Origin of the sequence: Sphingobium phenoxybenzoativorans (assembly GCF_018286635.1) — a bacterium.
Taxonomy (GTDB): domain Bacteria; phylum Pseudomonadota; class Alphaproteobacteria; order Sphingomonadales; family Sphingomonadaceae; genus Sphingobium; species Sphingobium phenoxybenzoativorans.
In genome coordinates this window covers 2138379-2161071 of sequence record NZ_CP073910.1, presented here as the reverse complement: position 1 = coordinate 2161071, position 22693 = coordinate 2138379, and the positions used below count along the sequence as shown (strand labels likewise).

The window sequence follows — 22693 nt, the reverse complement described above, 5'->3', positions numbered from 1 at the left end:
CCAGCAAGGATGTTCATGGAAGACAATCCGCGCCTCCGCCGACTGCGCTTTCGCGCCTGGCATCGCGGCACGAAGGAAGCCGACCTGATGGTGGGCGGCTTTTTCAATCGTTACGGCACAGGCTGGGACGAAGCAGAAATCGCCTGGTTCGAGCTGTTTCTGGAGGAGCAGGATGTCGACATCATGGCCTGGGGTCTTGGCACCCAACCAGTGCCGGCGCAGTTTGAAGGGCCGATGATGGATGCCTTTCGAAAACTTGACTTCATCCAGATAGAACCATGAGCTTGCGCAAACGCCCGTGACCGACCTGCAGAAAATCATCAAGGCCAAGACACCGCTTACCTTGTCCGGCGTCCCGGCGGGGTTTCAGCCATGGGTGCTGGCGGACATTGCCCGCGCCGCTCCGGGCCGTACCGTATTCGTCGCGCCAGACGAACAATTGATGCAGGCCATTGCCGACACGGTTCATTGGTTCGCGCCGGAACTGGACGTCATCCGCATTCCTGCCTGGGACTGTCTTCCCTACGATCGCGCCTCGCCCTCTCTGCGCGCGGCGTCGGAGAGGCTGGCGGGGCTTCATGCGCTGCAGACCGCACAGCGCGGACCGCAACTCGTTCTTACGACGATCAACGCGCTCACCCAGCGCACCCTCACCCCTTTCCGTATCCGGCAGTTGGTGGCGCGGCTCGCGCCGGGTGAACGGATCGCAATCGACAAGCTGGCGCAACTGCTGCAGGCGAACGGCTATGTCCGCACCGATACGGTCCATGATGCGGGCGAATATGCCATTCGCGGCGGTATTGTTGATCTGTACCCCGGCGGTGAGCCGCAGCCATTGCGGCTCGACTTTTTCGGGGATGAAATTGAAACCGTTCGCCGCTTTGATCCGTCGACCCAGCGCACAACCGAAAATGTGGAAGGCTTTGTCCTGCTTCCGGCTTCGGAGGCCCTGCTCGATGAGGAAAGCATTAAGCGGTTTCGCAGCCGCTATCGCGAGACTTTTGGCGCAACCGCCACCGGAGACCCCCTTTATCAGGCAGTGAGTGAGGGCCGGCGGCTGGCGGGCATGGAGCATTGGTTGCCCTTGTTCGAGGAGCGGCTGGTGCCGATGTTCGAACATCTGGGCGAGCATACCGTCTATGTGCGCGATCATGGCGTAACAGGCGCAGCGGAAGCCCGTTTCGAGGCGATCAGGGATTATCACGCCAACCGGCTGGAGGCCCGGTCCGCCAACCCCGGAGCATATCGCCCGATCGACCCCGCCCTGCTTTACCTTGGCAGCGGCGAGTGGGAGGATGCTGTCCGCACCCACGCCATCCATATCACTTCGCCATTCCACGAGCCGGAAAGCGACAGGGTGCTCGACTTCAGCGTCGACAGCGCAAGGGATTTTGCGCCGGAACGCGCGCAGAACGTCAATATCTATGAGGCTGTGGCGAAGCATCTCGCTTCCCTGCGCCTCGGCACCAAAAAAATTGTCATAGCCAGCTATTCGGGGGGCGCGCGAGACCGCCTGACAGGTCTTCTTGCCGATCATGGCGTGAAGAAGATGGTGGAGGCCAACGGTTGGCAGCAGGCGCTGGGCGCCGCCGCCTCCGGGAATGTTGCCCTGGTCGTCCTGCCGCTCGATCACGGTTTCACGGCACCTGATGTCGCGCTGCTCACCGAACAGGATATGTTGGGCGACCGGCTCGTGCGCCGCGCCAAGCGCAAGAAAAGCGCTGACGCATTCCTGCAGGAATTGGCGACCCTCACTCCTGGCGATCTTGTCGTTCATGCGGACCACGGTATCGGCCGCTATGACGGCATCATGTCGATCCCGGTCGGCAATGCGCCGCACGACTGCGTGGCGCTTGGCTATGCGGGCGGCGACAAGCTCTATGTTCCCGTTGAAAATCTTGATGTTCTGTCCCGTTACGGCTCGGAAACGGACGGCGTCGCCCTGGACAAGCTGGGCGGAGAGGCGTGGCAGCGCCGCAAGGCGAAGATGCGCGAGCGCATCCGGGAGATCGCTGGAGAGTTGCTCAAGACGGCCGCAGCCAGAGCACTGCGCCCCGCACCGGTCGCCGAACCTGACGCCTCTGGATATCCAGCTTTTATCGATCGTTTCCCCTATCAGGAAACCGACGATCAGGACCGCGCCATTGCGGATGTCTTAAGCGACCTTGGCGAGGGCAAGCCGATGGACCGCCTGGTCTGCGGCGATGTCGGATTCGGCAAGACAGAGGTGGCCCTTCGCGCAGCCTTCGTCGCGGCGATGGCCGGGATGCAAGTCGCGCTCATCGGTCCGACCACCCTTCTCGCCCGCCAGCACTTCAACAATTTCGAGGAACGCTTCAAGGGCTTCCCGCTCAAGGTTGGACGGCTTTCCCGTCTTGTCCCGGCTGCCGAGGCGAAAGCAGTCAAAGAGGGATTGGCGGACGGCACGCTTGATATCGTTGTAGGCACCCACGCCTTGCTGACCAAGGGACTGGAGTTCAGACGCCTGGGCCTTGTCATCGTCGACGAGGAGCAGCGCTTCGGCGTTACCCACAAGGAACGGCTCAAGAGCCTGAAGACCGATGTCCATGTGCTGACGCTCACCGCCACGCCCATCCCCCGGACCCTGCAAATGGCGATGTCGGGCCTGCGCGAACTTTCCGTCATTCAGACCCCGCCGGTCGACCGCCTCGCCGTCCGTACCTATGTCATGCCGTGGGACGGGGTTGTTATCCGCGAAGCGCTGCTGCGGGAACATTATCGCGGTGGCCAGAGCTTCTTCGTTGTCCCCCGCATCGCCGACCTGCCCGACATCGAAGAATTTTTGCGGAACGAGGTGCCCGAAGTGCGGCCTATCGTCGCCCATGGACAAATGTCTGCCGGCGAAGTCGAGGAGCGCATGTCTGCCTTCTATGACAAGCGCTATGATGTGCTCCTCTCGACCACTATTGTTGAAAGCGGGCTTGATATCCCAAGCGCCAACACGCTCATCATCCACCGCGCTGACCGCTTCGGGCTTGCTCAGCTTTATCAGCTTCGCGGCCGGGTCGGCCGGTCGAAAACGCGCGCCTATGCGTACATGACCACACCGGCAGACCGCATCATCACAGAAACGGCGGAAAAGCGGCTAAAGGTACTCTCAGACCTCGACACGCTGGGCGCCGGGTTCCAACTCGCCAGCCACGATCTCGATATTCGCGGGGCGGGCAATCTGATCGGGGACGAGCAGTCGGGCCATATCCGCGAAGTCGGCTTCGAACTCTACCAGTCAATGCTGGAGGAGGCGATCATGGACGCCAAGGCGGGCGGCATTCTGCGTGACCGGGCGAAGGAAAGCTTCTCGCCGCAGATCACTGTCGATGCGCCAATCATGATTCCGGACGATTATGTCCCCGACCTCGACCTGCGCATGGGCCTTTATCGCCGCATCAACGAATTGGAGGATCGGCAGGGGATTGAGGCTTTTGCCGCAGAGTTGATCGACCGGTTCGGTAAACTTCCTGCACCGACCCAGAATTTGCTGAAGCTTATTGAGATCAAGCAGAACTGCCTGACAGCATCGGTCGCCAAGATCGATGTCGGCCCGAAAGGCGCGCTCGTTACCTTCCAGAACGACAGCTTCCCTAATCCGCCCGGACTCATCGCCTATGTCCAGAAACTTGAAGGCACGGCAAAACTACGTCCTGACAGCAAGTTGGTTATCACGCGCGGCTGGGGCGATTCCGCGTCGCGCCTCAATGGCGCGCTTCAACTGTCAAAGGGGCTGGCAAAAGTCGCCGCGCAATGAATAGCCGAACGAACCTTTTCTGTTTGACTCTTTGTGCATCGGGCAGACCTCCTATATCCTAATCACCGACAGAAGGGATTGGCCGCACCATGTTGAAAGAAAAAGCCAACCACCCAGATGCGATCCCTGCCGGAGAAACGCCAACTCCTGTCGAAGGCGTGCATCCCTATGCCGGTCCTGCGGGCGGCTGGGGAGCGCTGCGAGCGGTCGCGCGCACCATAAGGGATCAGATGGGCGCCAGTACGGATACCCGCGCCCTGCTACAAATGAACCAGCCAGAAGGGTTTGATTGCCCGGGCTGCGCATGGCCCGACCCGAAACACACCTCCTCCTTCGAGTTTTGCGAGAACGGCGCGAAGGCAGTGACATGGGAAGCTACGGTCAAACGGGTCGATCCAGACTTCTTTGCCCAGCATAGCGTTTCGGAGCTTTGGGAGTGGAATGACCATGCTCTGGAAGATGCAGGGCGGCTCACACATCCCCTCCGCTATGACGCCGCGACGGATCATTTCGTACCTGCGTCTTGGGAAGATGTCTTTTCCCGCGCAGGAACAGCCCTGCAGGCGCTGGAACATGCCGACCAGGCGGAATTTTACTGCTCCGGTCGCGCCTCCAACGAGGCGGCCTTCCTTTACCAGCTATTCGCGCGTGAGTTCGGGACCAACAATTTTCCCGACTGTTCCAACATGTGTCATGAGGCAACCAGCGTTGGCCTCCCCAAATCGATTGGTGTTGGCAAGGGCACTGTCACGCTCGAAGATTTCGACCATGCCGACGCGATTTTCTGTATCGGTCATAATCCGGGGACTAATCACCCCCGCATGCTGTCTACGCTGGCCGCGGCGTCCAAACGCGGCGTTCCGATCATTGTCGCCAACCCAATGCGCGAACGGGGGCTGGAACGGTTCAAATCGCCGCAGCACCCCTCCGAAATGCTCCTGCCCGGCGCAACACAGCTTGCGTCCGCCTATCACCAGGTAAAAATAGGCGGCGATTACGCAATGCTCTCCGGCATGATGAAGGCGTTGCTGGAAATGCATGACGCCAGCATGGCCAGCGGAGGTCCCGCCGTTCTTGATCTGCCTTTCATTGCTGACCACTGCACCGGTTTTGAAAAGCTTGAAGCATATCTGCGTGCGGCGTCCTGGGATTGGATCGAGCGCCAATCCGGCCTTGTGCGCGCCGCGATCGAAAGCATGGCCCAAATCTATGCCAAGGCAGAAAGGGTCATCATCTGCTACGGCATGGGTATCACCCAGCATAAGCATGGCACGGAGAATGTTCAGCAGATCGCCAATCTGCTTTTGCTGCGAGGCAATATTGGCAAGCGGGGAGCCGGTATCTGCCCCTTGCGCGGTCACAGCAATGTGCAGGGCGATCGCACGGTCGGCATCACCGAGTTGCCAAGTGACGCGATGCTGGACCGGCTTGATGCCGCGTTCGCAATCCAAAGCCCTCGGAAACATGGACATAACGCTGTGCAGGCTCTCGCGGCCATGCAGCGGGGCGAAGCGCACGCCCTCATATCCCTTGGAGGAAATCTGGCGGTGGCGATGCCTGACCCGGATGCTTGCTTTGCGGCCATTCGCAAGCTCGATCTGTCGGTCAATATCGTCACGAAGCTCAACCGCACCTGCCTGCTCACGGCCAAGGAAACGCTCATACTTCCATGTCTTGGAAGGACTGAGCAGGATATGCAGGCCGCCGGACCACAATGGGTCACGGTCGAGGATTCCATGTCCATGGTGCATGCATCACGGGGCAGGCTGAAACCGCCCGCACCTGATTTGAAATCGGAACCGTGCATTGTCGCGGGTCTGGCGAAGGCCACTTTGCCGGCGACACGTAGCGATTGGGACATGCTAACCGGGAACTACGATCGCATTCGTGACAAGATCGAGGCGGTTTTCCCTGACTTTCGCGATTTCAATCAGCGCGTTCGCACGCCAGGCGGGTTCAGGCTCACAATCGCGGCATCGGAACGGCGCTGGAATACTCCGGACGGCAAGGCGCATTTCATTGTGCACGACGTTCCATCACGAGATGCCGACAGCCTTCTCCTCACAACGATCCGCAGCCATGATCAATATAATACCACCATCTACGGCTTTAATGACCGCTATCGGGGCATTAGCGGCCGCCGCGACGTGATTTTTTGCAATCAGGATGATTTGGCCATGTTGGATCTCGCCCATGGCGATCTGGTCGATGTGGAATCCGAACCGGGTCGCGTCATGCAAGCAGTGACGGCGATCGCGCATCCCATAGCTCGCGGCTCCACGGCCGCCTATTACCCCGAAGCAAATTGCCTGATCCCCCTGGACGACTATGATGCGCAGAGTGGCACTCCAGCCTACAAGTCCATCCCGGTGACCATCCGGCGTAGCGCCTGACGCCGGCCATAATGACATCCTTCCCCATCACGGGTTTCCGCCGCATCACGCCAGATGGCGCATGCACGGCGGTCGAGCGTATTTTGGCGCAGGAAGTTCCGCTGGCTTTTGAATTCAACGGTATTGGCTACGCCGTGTTGATGGGCAGCCCAAGCGATATTGGCGACTTGATAACGGGGTTCGCCTATTCGGAACGGTTGATAACCCAATCGCAGGACATCCTCGGCTTCGATACTCACGAAACAGATCAGGGCATCTTGCTGCGCGTCCATCTCGCCGATGATTGCTCTCCCCATGTTCTGGACCGCGTTCGTCACCGGGTCGCAGACTCGTCCTGCGGCTTATGTGGGATTGAAAATCTGACCCAGGCGATGCGGCCCCTGCCCCGCATCCAGCAGACCGCACGGATCAAGGATTCAGCGTTTTTCCACGCTCTGAAGGATATTTATGCGAAGCAGCCGCTTAATCGCGCAACAGGCGCTATGCATGCTGCGGCATTGTGCTCAGCCGATGGGCAAGTGCTGCTCGTTCGGGAAGATGTCGGCCGTCATAATGCTTTCGACAAGCTGATCGGCGCGATGCTTGTGGCAGGGCGGCAGTGGGACGGGGGATTTGCCCTATTGTCGTCGCGCTGCTCCTACGATCTGGTTGAAAAAGCCGCATTGGCCCATTGCCCCCTGCTTGCCACCATATCCGCGCCGACAGACCTCGCTGTCCGTCGCGCGCAGGAGGCGGGCCTGGATCTGGTGGTGCTGGCCCGGGAAGACTCAATCCTCCGTATCGCCGCGCCGCCGAAACCTTAGATTTCGCCCTTCGCGGAAATTTAGACCAATTGTGCCAGTTGATCGCTGCTGATTGCAGGAGACCGCAAGAAACCCTGGTATATTTCGCACCCTTCGCGCGCGAGGAGCGATAGCTGCTGCTCGGTTTCCACACCCTCCGCGATGACGGTTAGCCCCAGGGATCTGGCCATCTGGATCACGCCGCGCACGATAATCCGGTCACGCGCCGATCCGGCAATATCCTGTGCCAGACCGCTATCGATCTTGAGATAATCGAGCGGCAGCGCCTTGAGGTAGGCAAGACTGGAATAGCCAGTGCCGAAATCATCGATAGCCACTCGCAAGCCCTCCGCCCGCATCTGGTTCAGCAGCACGGCCACGGCATCGATATCGTCCACAAGCCCACTCTCGGTGATCTCCACCGTCAGGCGCCCGCGCGGAAAACCGCTGCGGTCCACGAGGATAAGAAAATTTTCCAGAAAGTCCGGTTGGGAGATATCCGCCGCAGTAACATTGATCGACAAACGCAGCGCATTCAAACCGGATGGCCAAGCGGCCGCAAGCCGGAGCGACTCTGCATGAATATGCGCCGAAAGCGGTAACAGAAAATCCGATCGTTCCGCCGTTGCAAACAGAACACCGGCACCCAAGGCCCCATGTTCAGGATGGGTCCACCGCGCCAACGCCTCCACTCCCAGAAGCTCGTCATTACCCGTCGCATATTGTGGCTGGAAAACGATATCGATTTCGCCACGGTCGAGTGCGAGCCGCAGGTCTGCTTCCAGACGATCCGGGTCAACCTCCCGGCTATGCCTCTGGCGGGTAAATATGCGAATGCCCTCACCATCGGACTGTCGCGCATCGGCCAGAGCCATCGCCGCATGCCGCAACAATCGGACAGCATCGTCGCCCTTCCTCGCCCCGGCAATCCCGCATCGGCCGGTAAGCCTGATCAGATGATCGCCTGCATTAAATGGCTGACTGATGGTAGCGACCAGCCGTCGCGCCAAGAATTTCGCACGCTCCATCCCGGCTTCACTGCCTACCTCTCCCGATAATCCGATCAGGAACTCCGTGCCGGTGATGCGCGCAAGCAACGCTCCGGTTCCGACTAGTTCGTCAACCAAACGCTCCATTCTGCGCGCAAGCCGTCCCAGCAAGGCGTCACCCGCCATCTGTCCATAGGCAGTATTTACCCGATCAAGCTGACTGACTGAGAGGAGCAATATGATTGGCGGGGTTTTCGCCTCCATCAACGCCTCATCCAACCACGACAGAGCTTCCGCGCGATTGCTGAGGCCGGTCAGATAGTCACGTTGCCCACGCTTGCGCCATATCGTAGCGCCGGGCAGCAATTCCACTTCTCCAACGATGCTATCTTTGTCAGCGTGCAGATGATGCGCTACGCGCTTACGTCCATCCTCAGCCATGTCATGGGCGAATGCAGCAGTTCCTCCACTGTAGGCCACCATACGGATCGCTGCGATTGCAGCAACACGGTCCGATCTGGACAGCGATTTAAGCAAGGAGCGCGGCGTTGGCGCGCAATGGCCTGCTATTTCGGCTGCAAGCGCCTCGCTGAGTTCGACTTCCCCGGTCTCCCGATCAAAGCGCCAGCGCAGCGCGTCGCTTCTCCTGATGGCGCGGCTATCACCAGCCCGCTTCACATCGCCACCCAGCCGTTCGACCAGCCGCTGGGCGGAAGAAAGTGTCGCGGCAAATGCATCCAAGCCAAAAGGCGCTGCAAGATAATGTGTCGCCCCCGCCGCCATGATTTGCGGAACGGCACTCTCAGCGCCCTCTCCCACAAGCGCGATAAGCGCGCCGCCGGTCGCCTCCACCGCTCCAGCAAATGGCTCAACCAACAGCTCGGGTGAAGTGGATCGGCGAGCATCGATCACTACTATCTGGACGTCGCTTGCCAAAAATCTCTGTTCGGCCTCCATCGGACGCCTTGACGCAATGACCCGCCACCCCGCCTCTCCAGCAAAGCCCGCCAATCCATCCCGATCATGCTGGGACAGAATAAACACCCCCGGCCGGCTTTCGTCATGTTGGTCTCTGCGCGTCAATCGGATACCTTCTTACTTTCCGGTCCTGTCCAGGCCGTAGCGCGGCGGTTTAGCACGAGGAGGTTACCGCGGCCTTGCGAACAGCATGCCGGAAAAGACCCGCATGCTTGCGCCCTGCCTTGCCATGCCCTAGCTAAACATGATGCAAAGTACGGAAAAGATGCTGGATCGCGCGATGACCGACGGCTTTGGCCGGCGCATCGATTATCTGCGCATTTCCGTGACCGATCGTTGTGATCTTCGATGCCGTTACTGCATGTCGGAAAAGATGCAATTCCTGCAGCGCAAAGATGTCCTGACGCTAGAGGAAACGGCGATCATCGCGGACAGGTTCATTGCGCGCGGGGTTCGCCACATCCGCCTGACCGGCGGTGAACCGCTGGTGCGCCGCGATTTCCCTGAGCTGGCCCACCGGATCGGACGCCATTTGCGGACCGGAGCGCTCAAAGAACTGACATTGACCACTAACGGCACCCACCTTGCAGAACATGTTGATGCACTTGCAAGTGCGGGCATTCGGCGGATCAACGTCAGCCTCGACAGTCTGGATGCCGAAAAATACGCTTTCATCACGCGCGGCGGCGCGATTGATAAGGTGCTGGATGGGCTCGCGGCAGCGCGCTCAGCCGGGATAGCTATCAAGATCAACATGGTCGCGCTCCGCGGCATTAATGACAGCGAATTTGTACCGATGCTTGAGTGGTGTTCTGTTCAAGGGCATGATCTGACGCTGATCGAGACAATGCCGCTTGGCGAAGTCGGCGAGGATCGGTTTGATCGTTATATGCCTTTGCATGAAGCGGTGGCGGCCATAGGCAAGCACTACGAATTGCTTCCAATGAAATACCGGACTGGAGGACCCGCCCGCTATTTCGCAGTTGACGGCACTGACGTAAAATTGGGTCTTATCACGCCGCTGACGGATAATTTCTGCGCGGGTTGCAATCGCATGCGTCTCACATGTCAGGGTAAGATTTTCATGTGTCTTGGCCATGAGGATCATATCGATTTAAAGGCCGCCTTTCGTGAAAATGGGGCAAGCGCCATCGACGCTCTGCTCGACAGGGCATTGGCCGCCAAGCCGGAACGGCATGGTTTCGCCATCACGCAGGGTAGCACGCAGGGTGCGACCAGGCGTCACATGAACGTGACAGGCGGATGATCGCCGAACCAAAGCGAGCCCTTGTTGCTTCGCCCGCGCCTGCAGCCCGCGCTGCGGAGGAACGGCTGCGCGCTTCCTATGATTTTGTGGAACCGCACGAAGCCGACATGATCATCGCTCTGGGCGGCGATGGCTTCATGCTGCAGACCCTTCACGCAATGCTGGAGGCACGCCGGATAGTACCCGTATTCGGTATGAATTTGGGGACCGTCGGCTTCCTAATGAATGAATGGCGGCTGGAGCGGCTTGAACAGCGGCTCGCAGCCGCCAAGCCGTTCAAGGTGCTTCCCCTGCGCATGACGGTGGACACTGTCGACGGCGAACAATTTTCCATACCGGCAATCAACGAGGTCTCTCTGCTGCGCGAGACACGCCAGACCGCCAAGCTGGAGGTTCACGTCGATAGCCGGGTGGTTCTGCCGGAGTTGGTCTGTGACGGCGTGCTTGTTGCAACGCCTGCAGGATCGACGGCCTATAATCTATCGGCCCACGGCCCTATCCTGCCCCTGGGTTCGGGATTGATGGCCCTGACACCCATCAGCCCGTTCCGCCCGCGGCGCTGGCGTGGTGCAATCCTGCCTGATGCTACGGTTGTGCGCTTCACGGTTCTTGATCCTGTAAAACGCCCCGTTAGCGCTGTTGGTGATCAGCGCGAAGTCCGCGATGTCGCCGCCGTTGAAGTAAAGATTGACCGCACAACGCCGCTCATCCTGCTTTTCGATCCTGAGCACACATTGGACGACCGGATAGCGGCGGAGCAATTTATCGCCTGACGGGACTTGCCTTCGCGCGAAAGCCGCTGCTATAGGCGCGGCCTGCCCAGCGGAAGCCGGGCTGCTCCCCGATAGCTCAGCGGTAGAGCATTCGACTGTTAATCGAATGGCCGTAGGTTCGAATCCTACTCGGGGAGCCAACACCACCCAAAATCAACAATAAATCCTTATATTCCAAAGGTTTATATCGGATTTTCGCTCTCTTTTACTGAGAGGCGCTGAGCCGGGTAAATATCATAACTATTTGGATTATTGAGATAATTTATCTCTCTCCAAGCTTGAATCCGATTCGGACTTTATCGATTGCAGGTCTGAGATACGCTAATATGACCAAGTCATGTCCGCGCTCCAAAGGCCGTTCAGTGACCGATCTAGACTTCTCAACAACGGTCATTCATTCATCTGGCTCTGCGCAGAGAGAGAGAGGACCGGCGACCTTAGATTTCAATTCTGCTTTGCCTAAATCTGGCAAATGGCCGAATTGCTGGCGACCGCCGCAACCGATGACTGCATATCCGCCTGGGTCACTGCTTCGCCGATAAGGATCAGCGTGGGCCGATCATCGGCAAAGGCTTCGGCGACCAACGGCAGCAGATCGAGCCGCGTTCGCAATCGCTGTTCCTGCGGCAGCGACGCGTCGCAAGCGATGAGTGCCGGCGTCATCCCTGGCAGCCCCGCAGCGATCAGCGCCCGACTAAGCTCGGGTGCCGCCTCGCGCCCCATATAGACTGCTAGCGTGCAGGCGGGATCAGCCAGCGCCTTCCAGTCGAGGTCGAGCGCCTGCCCCCTACGGCTGTGTGCCGTGATGAACTGGACCCGGCGCGCAACGCCACGCAGCGATAATGAGAGACCAGCCGAAGCGGCGACCGCACTGGCAGCGGTAATGCCCGGACAGATGCGCACCGTAGCCCCGACGGCGCGCAACGCCGCCATCTCTTCGGAAGCGCGCGCGAACATGGCGGGATCGCCTCCCTTCAGCCGTACAACGCGCTTGTCCGCTAGCGACGCGGCGACCAACATCTGATCGATGGTCTGCTGGTCTTTCGAATGCCGACCCGACCGCTTGCCGACGCTCACGCGCTCGACCCCTTCGGGAATCAGGTCGAGAACGCCCGGCCCCACCAGGGCATCGTAAAACACGACGTCCGCCGCTGTTATCAGCTTTTCTGCTTTGCGGGTGAGCAAGTCCGGATCGCCCGGCCCGGCACCGACCAGCCAAACCTCTCCAGGGGCGATCAGTTCACTCAGCGGCATGAAGCGTCTCCTGCACAGTTTGAACGAGGATGTTAGCGAGCGCGGGACGGCACGACCCGCAATTGGTGCCCGCACCCAGCGCCTTGCCGATAGCGGCGACATCGACCAGTTGCTCGGCGCGGATGGCTGCGACGATCTGGTTAAGGCCGATGTCGAAGCACACGCAGATGGTCGCGCCCTTGTCGGGCTGGCTCCCCGGTCCGCGCGCGGCCAGTACAGAGCCGCCGACGCCTTCAGCCTCCAACTGCCGAATAAGCCAGTCGCGCGAAGGCAACAGACCCGTGCGCGTTATGAACAGCACGCCACCCAGCCTGCCCTCGATGATGGCCGCAACGCGGCGCGTTCCACGGGATACGTCGATTGCTTCCACCCGATCGCCCTTGGGCAGAATAGCTTCGATTCGCGCGGGATCGCTATTGCCGGCAATTTCGAAAAGCGTACCGCCCGGAACTGAGATCCGCGTCGACCACAGACAGGGCAACTTTACGGCATCGTCTCCGCGCAGGATCAGGAAGCCCCTCCATTCCGTTGTAACCTTCTCAACACTTGCCGGCGTGGATTTGAAGCCGGGCTGGCCCGAATGGGGATCGACCAGAGGACGCGGCAACAGACCTGTTCGCCCCCCGCTCGCCACTTGGTCTGTCCAGTGGATCGGAGTGAAGATTTCGCCGACCCGCTGTCCTTCACTCAGTGCGACGCGAAAAATGCTGTCTCCCTGCGGCGTCCGCACGCGGGCAAGGTCGCCATCGCTCAAGCCCAGCGCCTGGGCGTCGTCTGGATGGATTTCCACCAACGGCTCCTCGCGGTGACGGGCGAGTCTGGGCGACAGACCGGTGCGCGTCATTGTGTGCCATTGGTCGCGATAACGGCCGGTGTTGAGCGTCATTGGCCATTGTCCGAGCGGCGCGGGCACATCCATCTGCTTCGTCAGAACGAGCCGCGCTTTGCCGTCAGCCGTCGGGAACCGACCGTCGGCGAAGGGACTTCCCCCGCCCCAGCGGAACGGTTCCATCGCGTCATAGGCTTCGTTGCCAATGGTCGCATGCGCGCGCAGGTTCAGCACGCGCCGGCCTTCATTTCGGTAGGCCGTGAGCCGGGCATGTTCGCGCCAGATATCCGCCGGCCGGTCATAGGTGAAGGCGTTTCGCCAACCCATACGTCGTCCGACTTCCTTGACGATCCACCAATCGGGCATCGTCTCGCCAGGCTGCGCAAGGAAAGGGCGCTGACGACTGACGGTGCGATCCGAATTGGTCACCGTGCCATCTTTCTCGCCCCAACCGGCGGCAGGCAAGCGGACATGGGCGTGGACGCTGGTGTCAGTGTCGGCGATGATGTCCGACACCACCAGGAAGGGGCAGGCTTCCAATGCCTCGCGTACGCGGCCCGCGTCGGGCAACGACACGGCGGGATTGGTCGCCATCACCCATAGCGCCTTGATCCGCCCTTCGCCGATCGCGCGGAAAAGATCGACGGCCTTTAGACCCGGCCCGGTCGCCATCGTCGGGGCCGCCCAGAAGGTCTTTACGCATTCCACATGCTCCGGCGCGAAATCCATATGCGCGGCGAGCGTCGAGGCGAGGCCTCCGACTTCGCGCCCACCCATCGCATTGGGCTGGCCGGTGATCGAAAAAGGCGCGGCGCCCAGCTTGCCGATACGGCCGGTCGCGAGATGGGCGTTGATGATCGCATTGACCTGATCCGTACCGCGGATCGATTGATTGATCCCCTGGCTGAACAAGGTCACGGTCCGGGGCGTCGCGGCAAACAGGCGATAGAACTGCTCCAGCAGCGCCGGTGCGACTTCGCACGTCCTGGCGGTTGTCCACAGGTCATGACCAGTGCGAATATGCTCCCAGAAGCCCTCAGGCGCCGACACATGATCGGCGAGATAATCGGGATCAGTCACACCTTCGCGATCGCACCACGCCAGAAGGCCGTTCATCAACGCGACGTCGGTGCCGGGCTTTACCTGCAGATGCAGGTCCGCACCTTCACAGGTCTCGGTGCGGCGCGGGTCGATAACGACCAGCTTGGTTCCGCGCGTCGCGCGCGCAGCCTGTATCCGCTGATAGACGATTGGGTGGCACCAGGCGGTGTTGGAACCGACCAGCACAATCAGATCGGCTTCGTCAAGATCGTCATAGGTTGCAGGCACCACATCCTCGCCAAAGGCGCGATTATGCCCCGCCACCGCGCTCGACATGCACAGACGGCTGTTGGTGTCGATGTTTGCCGAGCCGATGAAGCCTTTCATCAGCTTATTCGCGACATAATAATCCTCGGTCATAAGCTGGCCGGAGACGTAGAAGGCCACGCTGTCGGGTCCGTAGCGATTGACCGTCTCGCGGAAACGCTTCGCCACAAGGTCCAGCGCCTTGTCCCAACTTGTCCGGCGGTTGCCGATCATCGGGTGCAGCAGCCGGCCTGTCAGACCAACGGTCTCACCCAGATGCGTCCCTTTGGAACAGAGGCGACCGGCATTGGCGGGATGCGCGTCGTCACCCTTAATCACGACCGATCGCGGCCCGGTTGGCGTCGCAGAGATGCCACAGCCGACACCACAGTAGGCGCAGGTCGTGCGGATCGCCGCGTCGCTCACGCCGCGCGCTTTCCGATCACGGCTTCACGCAACAGGAAGATGCGGCCCGCATCGACCTTGAGCGGGATGACCGGAACGCAGCCCTTGTCCTCGCCTAGCGCCTCGCCTGTCCTCAATGAGATGTTCCAATTGTGCAGCGGGCACGTGACCACGCCGCCATGGACGATGCCCTGTGACAACGGACCGTGCTTGTGCGGGCAGAGGTTCACTAGCGCATAAAATTCGCCGGACTTGGTGTGGAAGATAGCGATCTCTTCACCGCCGTCGACGGGCAGCGTACGGGCGTTGCCGGGGGTGATCTGGTCCACCGGACCAATGTCGAGCCAATCTCCAATCATCATGCCATCTCCATCGGGCGCACGTGCGCGATATGCTGGTGCAACTCGGCATGGGCGCCGGCCGCACGCTCGGCCCAGGGGTCTTCCTGGCTGAAACTTTGCGAATAGAGAAAACGGGCGCGCAAAGCCTCGCGCCCTACATCGTCCTCGACAATGCGAGCCTTCACATAATCTACGCCAACGCGCTCGATCCACGGAGCGGTGCGCTCCAGGTAACGCGCTTCCTCGCGATAGAGCTGGATGAAAGCAGCGCAATAGTCGAGCGCCTCCTGCTCGGTCGCCACCTTGCACAGAAGGTCGGTGGCGCGGACATGGATGCCGCCATTGCCGCCGACATGCAGTTCATAGCCGCTATCGACGCATACGACGCCGAAATCCTTGATCGTCGCCTCGGCGCAATTGCGCGGACAGCCCGATGCGGCGATCTTGAACTTGTGGGGCATCCACGATCCCCAGCTCATCCTCTCGATCTTGACGCCCAGGCCCGTCGAGTCCTGCGTCCCGAAGCGGCACCATTCGCTGCCGACGCAGGTCTTTACCGTGCGCAGCGACTTGCCATAGGCGTGGCCCGACACCATGCCTGCGGCATTGAGGTCGGCCCAGACCGCAGGCAGGTCTTCCTTCTTGATCCCGAAGATGTCGAGCCGCTGACCACCAGTCACCTTGACCATCGGCGCGTTGTATTTCTCGACTACATTAGCGATGGCGCGCAACTCGCGCGGGTTGGTGAGACCACCCCACATGCGCGGGACTACCGAATAGGTGCCGTCCTTCTGGATGTTGGCGTGCATCCGCTCGTTGACGAAGCGGCTCTGTTGGTCGTCCTCATATTCCCCCGGCAGCGCGCAGAGTAGATAGTAGTTGAGCGCCGGACGGCAGGAGGAACAGCCTTCCGGTGTCGACCAGTTCATCTTGTGCAGGACTTCGGGAATAGACCGCATCCCCTGGGCTACAATCTCGCGACGAACGTCGTCATGAGTAAAGCTGGTGCATTTGCACATCGTCTTGGGGCCGGACTGAACCTCGCCGCCCAGAGTCAGCGCCAGCAGCTTCTCGACCAGCCCTGTGCAGCTACCACAGCTTGCCGACGCCTTGCATGTGGCCCGCACTGCGTCCAGGCTATGTGCGCCCTTGGCGATGCAGGAAACGACCTGCCCCTTGGTGACGCCGTTGCAACCGCAAATCTCGGCATCGTCCGAGAGCGCCGCAACGGCCGCCTTAGGGTCCAGCGCGCCACCTCCTGAAGCGAAGGCCTGGCCGAAGATCAACAGGTCACGGATGCCGCTGACGTCATCGCCCTTTTTGAGCAAGTCGAAATACCAGCCGCCATCGGCGGTATCGCCATAGAGCACGGCACCGATGACCTTGTTGCCCTTGACGATCACGCGCTTGTAGACGCCGCGCGAAGCGTCGCGCAGGACGATATCCTCACTGCCGTCGCCGCCGGAAAAGTCTCCAGCCGAAAACACGTCTAGTCCCGCGACCTTGAGCTTGGTCGACGTCACCGATCCGCGATAGCCGCTATGCTGGTCGGTCAGGCCATCGGCCAGGCTGCGGCACATCTCCCACAGCGGCGCAACCAAGCCATAGACATTACCATCATGCTCGACGCATTCTCCGACTGCCAGCACACTGGCGTCGCTGGTAACCATATGGTCGTCGACCTTGATGCCGCGTCCGATATCGAGCCCCGCCTCGCGCGCGAGCGCAACCGAAGGGCGGATGCCGACAGCCATCACCACCAGGTTCGCGGGAATTTCCCGCCCATCCTTCAATCGGACCCCCTCGACCCTGCCGTCGCCATAGATCTCAGCAGTATCGGCGCCAGTCAGGATGGTCTGTCCGCGCCCTTCGAGCGCTGACTTGAGTAGCCATGCGGCCGCCTCGTCGAGCTGCCGCTCCATCAGCGTGGGCATGATATGAAGGACGGTCACCTTCATCCCCCGCAGGGTCAAACCGTGCGCCGCCTCTAGTCCAAGCAAGCCGCCACCGATTACGACCGCACTGCCGCCGCCATTGGCCTTGCCCGCTTCAGCAGCGGCAAGCATAGTGTCGACGTCCTTCATGTCGCGGAAGCTGATGACGCCGGGCAAGTCCTTGCCCGGAACCGGAATGATGAAGGGATCCGATCCGGTGGCGATCAGCAGCTTGTCGTAGCCCACCGTCCGGCCTGACCGGCTGGTGACGGTTTTGGCTGCGCGGTCGATCGCCGATACCGGGTCGCCTGCGATCAGGTCGATCGCATTGTCCGCATACCAGGCAGCATCATTGATGACGATCTCCTCGAACGTCTTCTCGCCTGCCAGCACTGGCGAAAGCATGATGCGGTTATAGTTCACATGCGGTTCTGCCCCGAAGATGGTGACGCGGTACCGCCCGGCATCGCGCGCCAGCAGTTCCTCGACCGCGCGACACCCCGCCATGCCGTTGCCGATAACGACCAGATGTTCGCGTACCTCCGGCGCCGGCATGAGCGTCTCCGCCTCGTCGTCCGCTATCGGACTCGCCTTGTCCTGAAATTCCATGCCCCATTCCTTTTCGAAAAAGAAAAAGGCCGCCATCCAGATCCTCGGCTTTAGAACCGAAGGTCTGGATGGCGGCCTTGCCATCATTTGCGCCTCACCAGTTCAACCTTGAACCGCTTCGGCTATGGAACGCAGGACAACATTGTCCTTTTCACTGCAACATAAAGCGAATCGCCAGATCGCTCAAGCGATTCTCGCGTTGGCCCGCAATCAGAGGGCCCAGTCAGCCTGAAGCCATAGTTTGTCAGTGTCAGCAGCCATCGTTTTCGCGTCGTAATGCGCATATCGGACCGCCAACGTCGTCTTGTTCAGTTTCGCCGCCGCAAGAATGTCGATTTCATTTCCATAGTGCTGGTCGAGCCGGTCGCTGTCGAACCGGTGCCAGGTCGCCACCAGCGACACGCCGGTAAATGACCCAAGCTGTTTCCAACCATAGCCTCCGCCGACATAAAAATCGCGGAGGCCGTTCGGCGGCGTGGTCAGGAACTTGTCGGCCCAGCCCTGGAACTTGAAATTGGTTCCTAGCGGTGTCTGAAAGCTGGTCAGCGCCAGCCCTTTGTCCACACCCAGCACTTCATAGCCAGCATTGAGCTTCCAGCCTTTCACATCGAGTGTCGTATCGGCAAGCCAATAGTCCGCCGAATAGGCGTTGGGATTGGCGTGATAATCGGACTGTCTGGCATAGCTGAGTTGATAGCCAAGCTTGACCGCCTTGGAAAATGCCCGCGATCCAGCGAGCCGCGCGCCATAGGTCTGGCTCGACAAGCGGAAGGCCTGAACCGCCGCTTCGTCCTGGTCGACAAGATAGGCGAAGCCCGTCAGCGTCCCGACCGGCGTCGCGTAGGACAGGTTGGCCAGAACATTGTCACCGCCAATAGCCTGCTGCCGTGCGCCGATCCCGTCCGCACCCCATATCGTCCGGACGCTCCAGGCATAGGCGACGTCGAGCTTCAGCCCCTTGGCCGGCGTAATCTCCGCGCGGACCGCGTCGAAGGTTTGCGCATTATCGCGAAAGGCGACGTTGCCGACGAAACGCTCGTCGTCCAGCACGATTTTCTGTCGCCCCGCGGTCAGCGTTGCAGCCTCGGTCCTATATTGGACCTGCGCAATATAGAGAGCGACATTGTCTGGATCGGCAATGATCGGCCGGGTCGCGGCGCCATTCAGTCCGTCATAATAGTTGTCGACGATAGCCAAGGTGCCCTGCCCCACCAGCGTCGCCGACAGCGGACCGCTGGAAGCAGTGAGGCCAGCCCGAACACGGGCCGTCAGAGCGTCGGCCCGCTTGGCGATGCCGTCCTGATCGACATATTCGTAGCGCAGCCGGGCTTCGGCAACTGGCTTGAGGGCGATCGAATTGGCGTAAGCCGGCCCTGCGACGGCCATCACGGCCGCCGATGCGAGAAGCGTTTTCATGGAATTCGTCCCCCCTTAGGACGAGAGATGCAGGATAATTCCGTTTGCTCTGAGCCTATCGAAGGCTGCCCTTCCCCTGAAAGTGCAGGGCTTCGTCAAGCTCAGGCCAAATGGCGCTTGGGTAGATGGCCGGGGCACAGGCAGTCCCCGGCCCTCCCAATCAGATGCGCGCGCCGGTGTTCCAGGTCGCACGCCACTTGGTCTTCACAGCGAGCACTCCGAGCAGGGCCAGCAAGGCAAGGCCCGCGAAGATGAGAAAGCCCGAGGTGAAGCTGCCCGTGAATTGCTTGGCAAAGCCGAGCGAAGATGCGAGGTAAAAGCCGCCGACGCCGCCCGCCATGCCGACAAGACCGGTCATGACACCGATCTCCGCCTGGAACCGCTGCGGGACGAGTTGAAACACTGAGCCATTGCCGGTGCCGAGGGCCAGCATGGCAACCACGAACAGACCAAGCGCCACCGGAAGTGTAGTCGCGAAGGCAACCCCGGCGAGCGCCAGTGCGGCGACCACGAACACCATCATCAGAGCCTTAAGTCCACCGATCGCGTCGGCAAGCGCGCCGCCCATCGGCCGGACAAGCGATCCCGCGAAGACGCAGGCCGCCGTGCAATAGCCTGCGACGATGGGGGTCAGGCCGAACTGGTCGGTGAAGTAGATCGGCAACGACGCGGCAAGACCGACAAAGCCGCCGAAGGTCACCGAATAAAAGGCCATAAGCCACCAGGCATCGGCGAATTTAAGCGGCTCGAGATACTCAACCATCTTTTTAGGCGCAGGAGGATTGGGTGCGTCTTTCGCCATCAACATGTAGGCGACGAACACAATGCCGAGCGGGATGCAGGCAAGGCCCAGCACCGCGTTCCACCCGAAAATCTTGGCCAGCATCGGCGCGAACAGGGCAGCGAGAACGGTTCCCGAATTGCCCATGCCGGCGAGGCCCATCGCCTTGCCCTGATGCTCAGGCGGATACCAGCGACTAGCGAGCGGGAGCGCGATGGCGAAGCTGGCCCCCGCGAAGCCCAAGATGACGCCCAGCGCCAGCGTCCCTTCGAAGCTGTTCACGCCCATATACCAGGCCACAAAGAGGCCAACGATCACAATCACCTGGCTGATCGCGCCCGAAAGCTTGGGTCCGATACGGTCGACCAGCAGGCCGTTGACGACGCGCAGGAATGCGCCCGCCAGGGTCGGCGTCGCGACCATCAAACCCTTTTCGGCCGGTGTCAGCGCCAGCGTCTTCGAAATCATCGGCGCCAGCGGTCCCAACAGCACCCATACCATGAAGGCGAGGTCAAAATAGAGAAAAGCGGCGATCAAGGTCGGCGCGTGGCCGGCCTTCCAAAAGCTCGTCGCGCCGGTGGGCACTGCCCCCTTTCCGTCGCGATCCCAAACAGCGGTAGCCATGTTTACGTCCCCCAATATAAAGGAAATGGACAAAAAAAGCCGCAGGCCGGACATTACCCATGGGGCAAGCCCGATCAGCGGCTTTGCTGCGAAATATGGAGAGGACGGCGATCCCACCCTTGGGACAGCGCATCCGGATAAGCGCGCTTCGTCGCGCGACCCTTATATCATCACGCGATTCGCGTTATGTTGCAAGGCACAAATTTCGCTGTCGATTCAACGCGTCGGCGCAAATGCGGCCAGATACTCGTCGATTTTCTCCGGATCGAACACACGCCCGTCGAAAAAGCGGTCCGGCCCCAGCGTCAATTCCCCGCGTCGCGACCCCACCGCCAGCGGCAGTTCCACTGCGCCTTCCAGCTTCATGCTCGCGCCCGGCATCGCAACATCGCTTTGCGCCAGTGCGCGGCGGTAGACATCGGGGCGAAAAACCGCCGCCGCTTGCGCCGCCGTCACGGGATCATGATCGACCATGCCCCATCGCACGAGCTGGGAATAGATCCACAGCGCTTGGCTGCGCCAAGGGAAAGGCGTCGCCTCACGGCTGAACAACATGAAGTCAGGCGCGGCGATCGGCACATCGCCCGCGCGCGCCACGATTTGCCCTGAAAGTGCGCGCATGATGAGGTGCGCGGGCTGGTCGACATAACGCGGATCGGCGAGAAGATCGGCCAGCGCGGAACGATTGGCGGGCTCGTCGCACCACGCCGCCGCTCGCGCCAGCGCGCGCAGCAGCTTATCGACCGTATCGGGATTTTCCTCCAACCAGGTCTCGCGAAACGCCAGAACTTTCTCGACGCCGCGCCGCCAGATCCTTTCGCCGATCGCAACCGTTTCAGCCAATCCGGCTTCAACCGCCGCGCTTCCCCAGGGTTCGCCGGCGATGAAGCCGTCGATCTCACCCGCCTGCATAGCTTCAACGGTCAGCGACGGCGGCAGAACGCGGAGCACCAGGTCGCGGTCCGGATCGACCCCGGCACTCGCCAGCCAATAGCGCAGCATCAACGAATGGCTGGAAAAGCGATGCACGACGCCAATCACCGGCTTGCGTCGCCACAGCCCGATCGCGGCGGCGAAATCATGTGCCGCACCGACGGGATCGGCCAGCCGCGCAGCCACGTCGGGCTCCAGCGCTTTGGCGAAATCGCTCGCCATCACCAGCATATTGCCATTGACGCCCAACTTATAAGGCGCGGCAAGCGCGGCGGGCTGCTGGCTGAGACCCAGCGTAACTGCTACCGCCAGCGGCGCAAGCATGTGGCAGGCATGTACCTGACCATAGACCAGCCGGTCGCGAAGAGTCGCCCAACTGGTCGTCTTTACCAAGTCGAGCGCCAATCCTTCCGCTTCTGCGAACCCGCGCTCGCGCGCTACAGCCAGCACAGCAGCATCGGTAAGCGGAAGAAAGGCAATTTTGAGGCTCGTTGTCATACCCCTCCTCCCAACAGGTCGCTGGCGGTGATCAGCGCCTGCGCCACCTCCACTATTTTCTTGCCCTGATTCATGGCGCTTGACCGAAGTAGCGCATAAGCATCCTGCTCGCTCAGCGCCCGCTGATTCATCAGGATGGATTTAGCGCGGTCGATGATCTTGCGGTCGGACAGCGCAGTGCGCGCCTCGTCTCGCTCCGCCTGTATCTTCGCAAAGGCGTTAAAGCGCCGCACGGCGAGTTCAAGGACGGGCTTCACACGCTCTTTGCGCAGCCCATCGACGACATAGGCGGATATACCGGCGTCAATCGCAGCGCCGATCATCGTTTCGTCCGACTGATCAACGAACATCGCGATAGGCCGCGCCAGCGCACGGCTCACCGTCAGCATTTCCTCCAGTGTATCGCGGCTGGGACTGCCGAGATCCATCAGCACCACGTCGGGAGCCATACGCTCCAGCCTGGCGACAAAAGCGCCGCGCGGCGGAACGATATGAATATCGTCATAGCCCGCTTCGCGCAGCCCTTCCTCCAGGACAGTCGCGCGCAGTCCGCTATCATCGATGATGACAATCCGCATTGAGGCCCCTTTGGTTAGGAGCATTGCAGGATTTTGAAGGCCCGCGTCAATGTCGAGCGAGGCGGACCCGATCAGGTATCGTGAACCGGTCGCCACCTGAAATGCGGCTTTATCGAGCCAGCCTCATTTCTCAGATTAACGTCGCCAGATTTGAATTTCGGCCGCGACCGAACTGGCGCGTCAGAGCCAAAAAGCC

15 protein-coding genes and 1 tRNA gene are annotated in these 22693 nt (G+C 60.8%); 7 read left to right on the top strand and 9 right to left on the bottom strand.

From position 1 onward, the window contains the following. Positions 1-15: 15 nt before the first annotated feature. From KFK14_RS10455 to fdhD, 4 genes are all read left to right on the top strand, one after another. Positions 16-282, top strand: a complete 267-nt coding sequence (locus KFK14_RS10455; protein WP_070151442.1) for an FAD assembly factor SdhE — start codon at positions 16-18, stop codon at positions 280-282. Positions 283-298: 16 nt separating this feature from the next. Further along, positions 299-3766, top strand: coding sequence for a transcription-repair coupling factor (mfd, locus tag KFK14_RS10450; RefSeq protein WP_212610740.1), 3468 nt, complete (start codon positions 299-301; stop codon positions 3764-3766). A gap of 89 nt (positions 3767-3855) precedes the next feature. Further along, the gene (locus KFK14_RS10445; RefSeq protein ID WP_212610739.1) at positions 3856-6159 is read left to right on the top strand and encodes an FdhF/YdeP family oxidoreductase; all 2304 of its coding nucleotides are present in this window, start codon (positions 3856-3858) and stop codon (positions 6157-6159) included. Positions 6160-6170: 11 nt separating this feature from the next. Next, complete coding sequence (gene fdhD, locus KFK14_RS10440; protein ID WP_212610738.1) at positions 6171-6962, top strand: formate dehydrogenase accessory sulfurtransferase FdhD; 792 nt, start codon at positions 6171-6173, stop codon at positions 6960-6962. Positions 6963-6982: 20 nt separating this feature from the next. Here the strand turns inward: fdhD and KFK14_RS10435 are convergent, their stop codons facing one another. Beyond that, the gene (locus tag KFK14_RS10435; protein WP_212610737.1) at positions 6983-8887 is read right to left on the bottom strand and encodes a putative bifunctional diguanylate cyclase/phosphodiesterase; all 1905 of its coding nucleotides are present in this window, start codon (positions 8885-8887) and stop codon (positions 6983-6985) included. 301 nt (positions 8888-9188) lie between these two features. Here KFK14_RS10435 and moaA point away from each other — a divergent pair, with 301 nt between their 5' ends. The 3 genes from moaA (at position 9189) to KFK14_RS10420 (ending at position 11088) form a co-directional block, all read left to right on the top strand. Continuing rightward, positions 9189-10175 carry a GTP 3',8-cyclase MoaA gene (gene moaA / locus KFK14_RS10430; RefSeq protein WP_246524988.1) on the top strand — a complete coding sequence of 329 codons (987 nt, stop codon included), beginning with the start codon at positions 9189-9191 and terminating at the stop codon, positions 10173-10175. Continuing rightward, on the top strand, positions 10172-10948 hold the full coding sequence (locus tag KFK14_RS10425) for an NAD kinase (RefSeq protein ID WP_070151262.1): 777 nt from the start codon (positions 10172-10174) through the stop codon (positions 10946-10948). The genes moaA and KFK14_RS10425 overlap by 4 nt, the downstream gene beginning before the upstream one ends. Before the next feature lie 65 nt (positions 10949-11013). Then, positions 11014-11088, top strand: a tRNA-Asn gene (locus KFK14_RS10420). 319 nt (positions 11089-11407) lie between these two features. Here the strand turns inward: KFK14_RS10420 and cobA are convergent. The 8 genes from cobA to KFK14_RS10380 all read right to left on the bottom strand — a co-directional run bounded on the left by cobA (position 11408) and on the right by KFK14_RS10380 (position 22497). Next, a complete protein-coding gene (gene cobA / locus KFK14_RS10415) occupies positions 11408-12202 on the bottom strand; it encodes a uroporphyrinogen-III C-methyltransferase (protein ID WP_212610736.1) in 795 nt (264 codons plus the stop codon). After that, positions 12189-14804, bottom strand: a complete 2616-nt coding sequence (locus tag KFK14_RS10410) for a nitrate reductase (protein WP_212610735.1) — start codon at positions 14802-14804, stop codon at positions 12189-12191. The genes cobA and KFK14_RS10410 overlap by 14 nt, the downstream gene beginning before the upstream one ends. Continuing rightward, positions 14801-15142 carry a nitrite reductase small subunit NirD gene (nirD, locus tag KFK14_RS10405; RefSeq protein WP_212611118.1) on the bottom strand — a complete coding sequence of 114 codons (342 nt, stop codon included), beginning with the start codon at positions 15140-15142 and terminating at the stop codon, positions 14801-14803. The genes KFK14_RS10410 and nirD overlap by 4 nt, the downstream gene beginning before the upstream one ends. Next, a complete protein-coding gene (gene nirB, locus KFK14_RS10400) occupies positions 15142-17667 on the bottom strand; it encodes a nitrite reductase large subunit NirB (protein ID WP_212611117.1) in 2526 nt (841 codons plus the stop codon). Before nirB ends, nirD begins: the two co-directional genes overlap by 1 nt. Positions 17668-17877: 210 nt before the next feature. Then, positions 17878-19083 carry a hypothetical protein gene (locus tag KFK14_RS10395; RefSeq protein ID WP_212610734.1) on the bottom strand — a complete coding sequence of 402 codons (1206 nt, stop codon included), beginning with the start codon at positions 19081-19083 and terminating at the stop codon, positions 17878-17880. Between the two features lie 160 nt (positions 19084-19243). Next, the gene (locus tag KFK14_RS10390; RefSeq protein ID WP_212610733.1) at positions 19244-20488 is read right to left on the bottom strand and encodes a nitrate/nitrite transporter; all 1245 of its coding nucleotides are present in this window, start codon (positions 20486-20488) and stop codon (positions 19244-19246) included. A gap of 216 nt (positions 20489-20704) precedes the next feature. Further along, positions 20705-21919, bottom strand: a complete 1215-nt coding sequence (locus tag KFK14_RS10385; protein ID WP_212610732.1) for a CmpA/NrtA family ABC transporter substrate-binding protein — start codon at positions 21917-21919, stop codon at positions 20705-20707. Then, on the bottom strand, positions 21916-22497 hold the full coding sequence (locus tag KFK14_RS10380; RefSeq protein ID WP_212610731.1) for an ANTAR domain-containing response regulator: 582 nt from the start codon (positions 22495-22497) through the stop codon (positions 21916-21918). Before KFK14_RS10380 ends, KFK14_RS10385 begins: the two co-directional genes overlap by 4 nt. Between the last annotated feature and the right edge of the window lie 196 nt (positions 22498-22693).

What these genes read in the sequence shown, in the direction of transcription:
- KFK14_RS10455 (WP_070151442.1), top strand. Translation starts at nt 16, where the DNA reads ATGGAAGACAATCCGCGCCTCCGCCGACTGCGCTTTCGCGCCTGGCAT.
- KFK14_RS10445 (WP_212610739.1), top strand. Translation starts at nt 3,856, where the DNA reads ATGTTGAAAGAAAAAGCCAACCACCCAGATGCGATCCCTGCCGGAGAA.
- fdhD (WP_212610738.1), top strand. Translation starts at nt 6,171, where the DNA reads ATGACATCCTTCCCCATCACGGGTTTCCGCCGCATCACGCCAGATGGC.
- KFK14_RS10435 (WP_212610737.1), bottom strand. Translation starts at nt 8,887, where the DNA reads ATGGAGGCCGAACAGAGATTTTTGGCAAGCGACGTCCAGATAGTAGTG.
- moaA (WP_246524988.1), top strand. Translation starts at nt 9,189, where the DNA reads ATGACCGACGGCTTTGGCCGGCGCATCGATTATCTGCGCATTTCCGTG.
- KFK14_RS10425 (WP_070151262.1), top strand. Translation starts at nt 10,172, where the DNA reads ATGATCGCCGAACCAAAGCGAGCCCTTGTTGCTTCGCCCGCGCCTGCA.
- cobA (WP_212610736.1), bottom strand. Translation starts at nt 12,202, where the DNA reads ATGCCGCTGAGTGAACTGATCGCCCCTGGAGAGGTTTGGCTGGTCGGT.
- nirD (WP_212611118.1), bottom strand. Translation starts at nt 15,142, where the DNA reads ATGATTGGAGATTGGCTCGACATTGGTCCGGTGGACCAGATCACCCCC.
- nirB (WP_212611117.1), bottom strand. Translation starts at nt 17,667, where the DNA reads ATGGAATTTCAGGACAAGGCGAGTCCGATAGCGGACGACGAGGCGGAG.
- KFK14_RS10395 (WP_212610734.1), bottom strand. Translation starts at nt 19,083, where the DNA reads ATGAAAACGCTTCTCGCATCGGCGGCCGTGATGGCCGTCGCAGGGCCG.
- KFK14_RS10390 (WP_212610733.1), bottom strand. Translation starts at nt 20,488, where the DNA reads ATGGCTACCGCTGTTTGGGATCGCGACGGAAAGGGGGCAGTGCCCACC.
- KFK14_RS10385 (WP_212610732.1), bottom strand. Translation starts at nt 21,919, where the DNA reads ATGACAACGAGCCTCAAAATTGCCTTTCTTCCGCTTACCGATGCTGCT.
- KFK14_RS10380 (WP_212610731.1), bottom strand. Translation starts at nt 22,497, where the DNA reads ATGCGGATTGTCATCATCGATGATAGCGGACTGCGCGCGACTGTCCTG.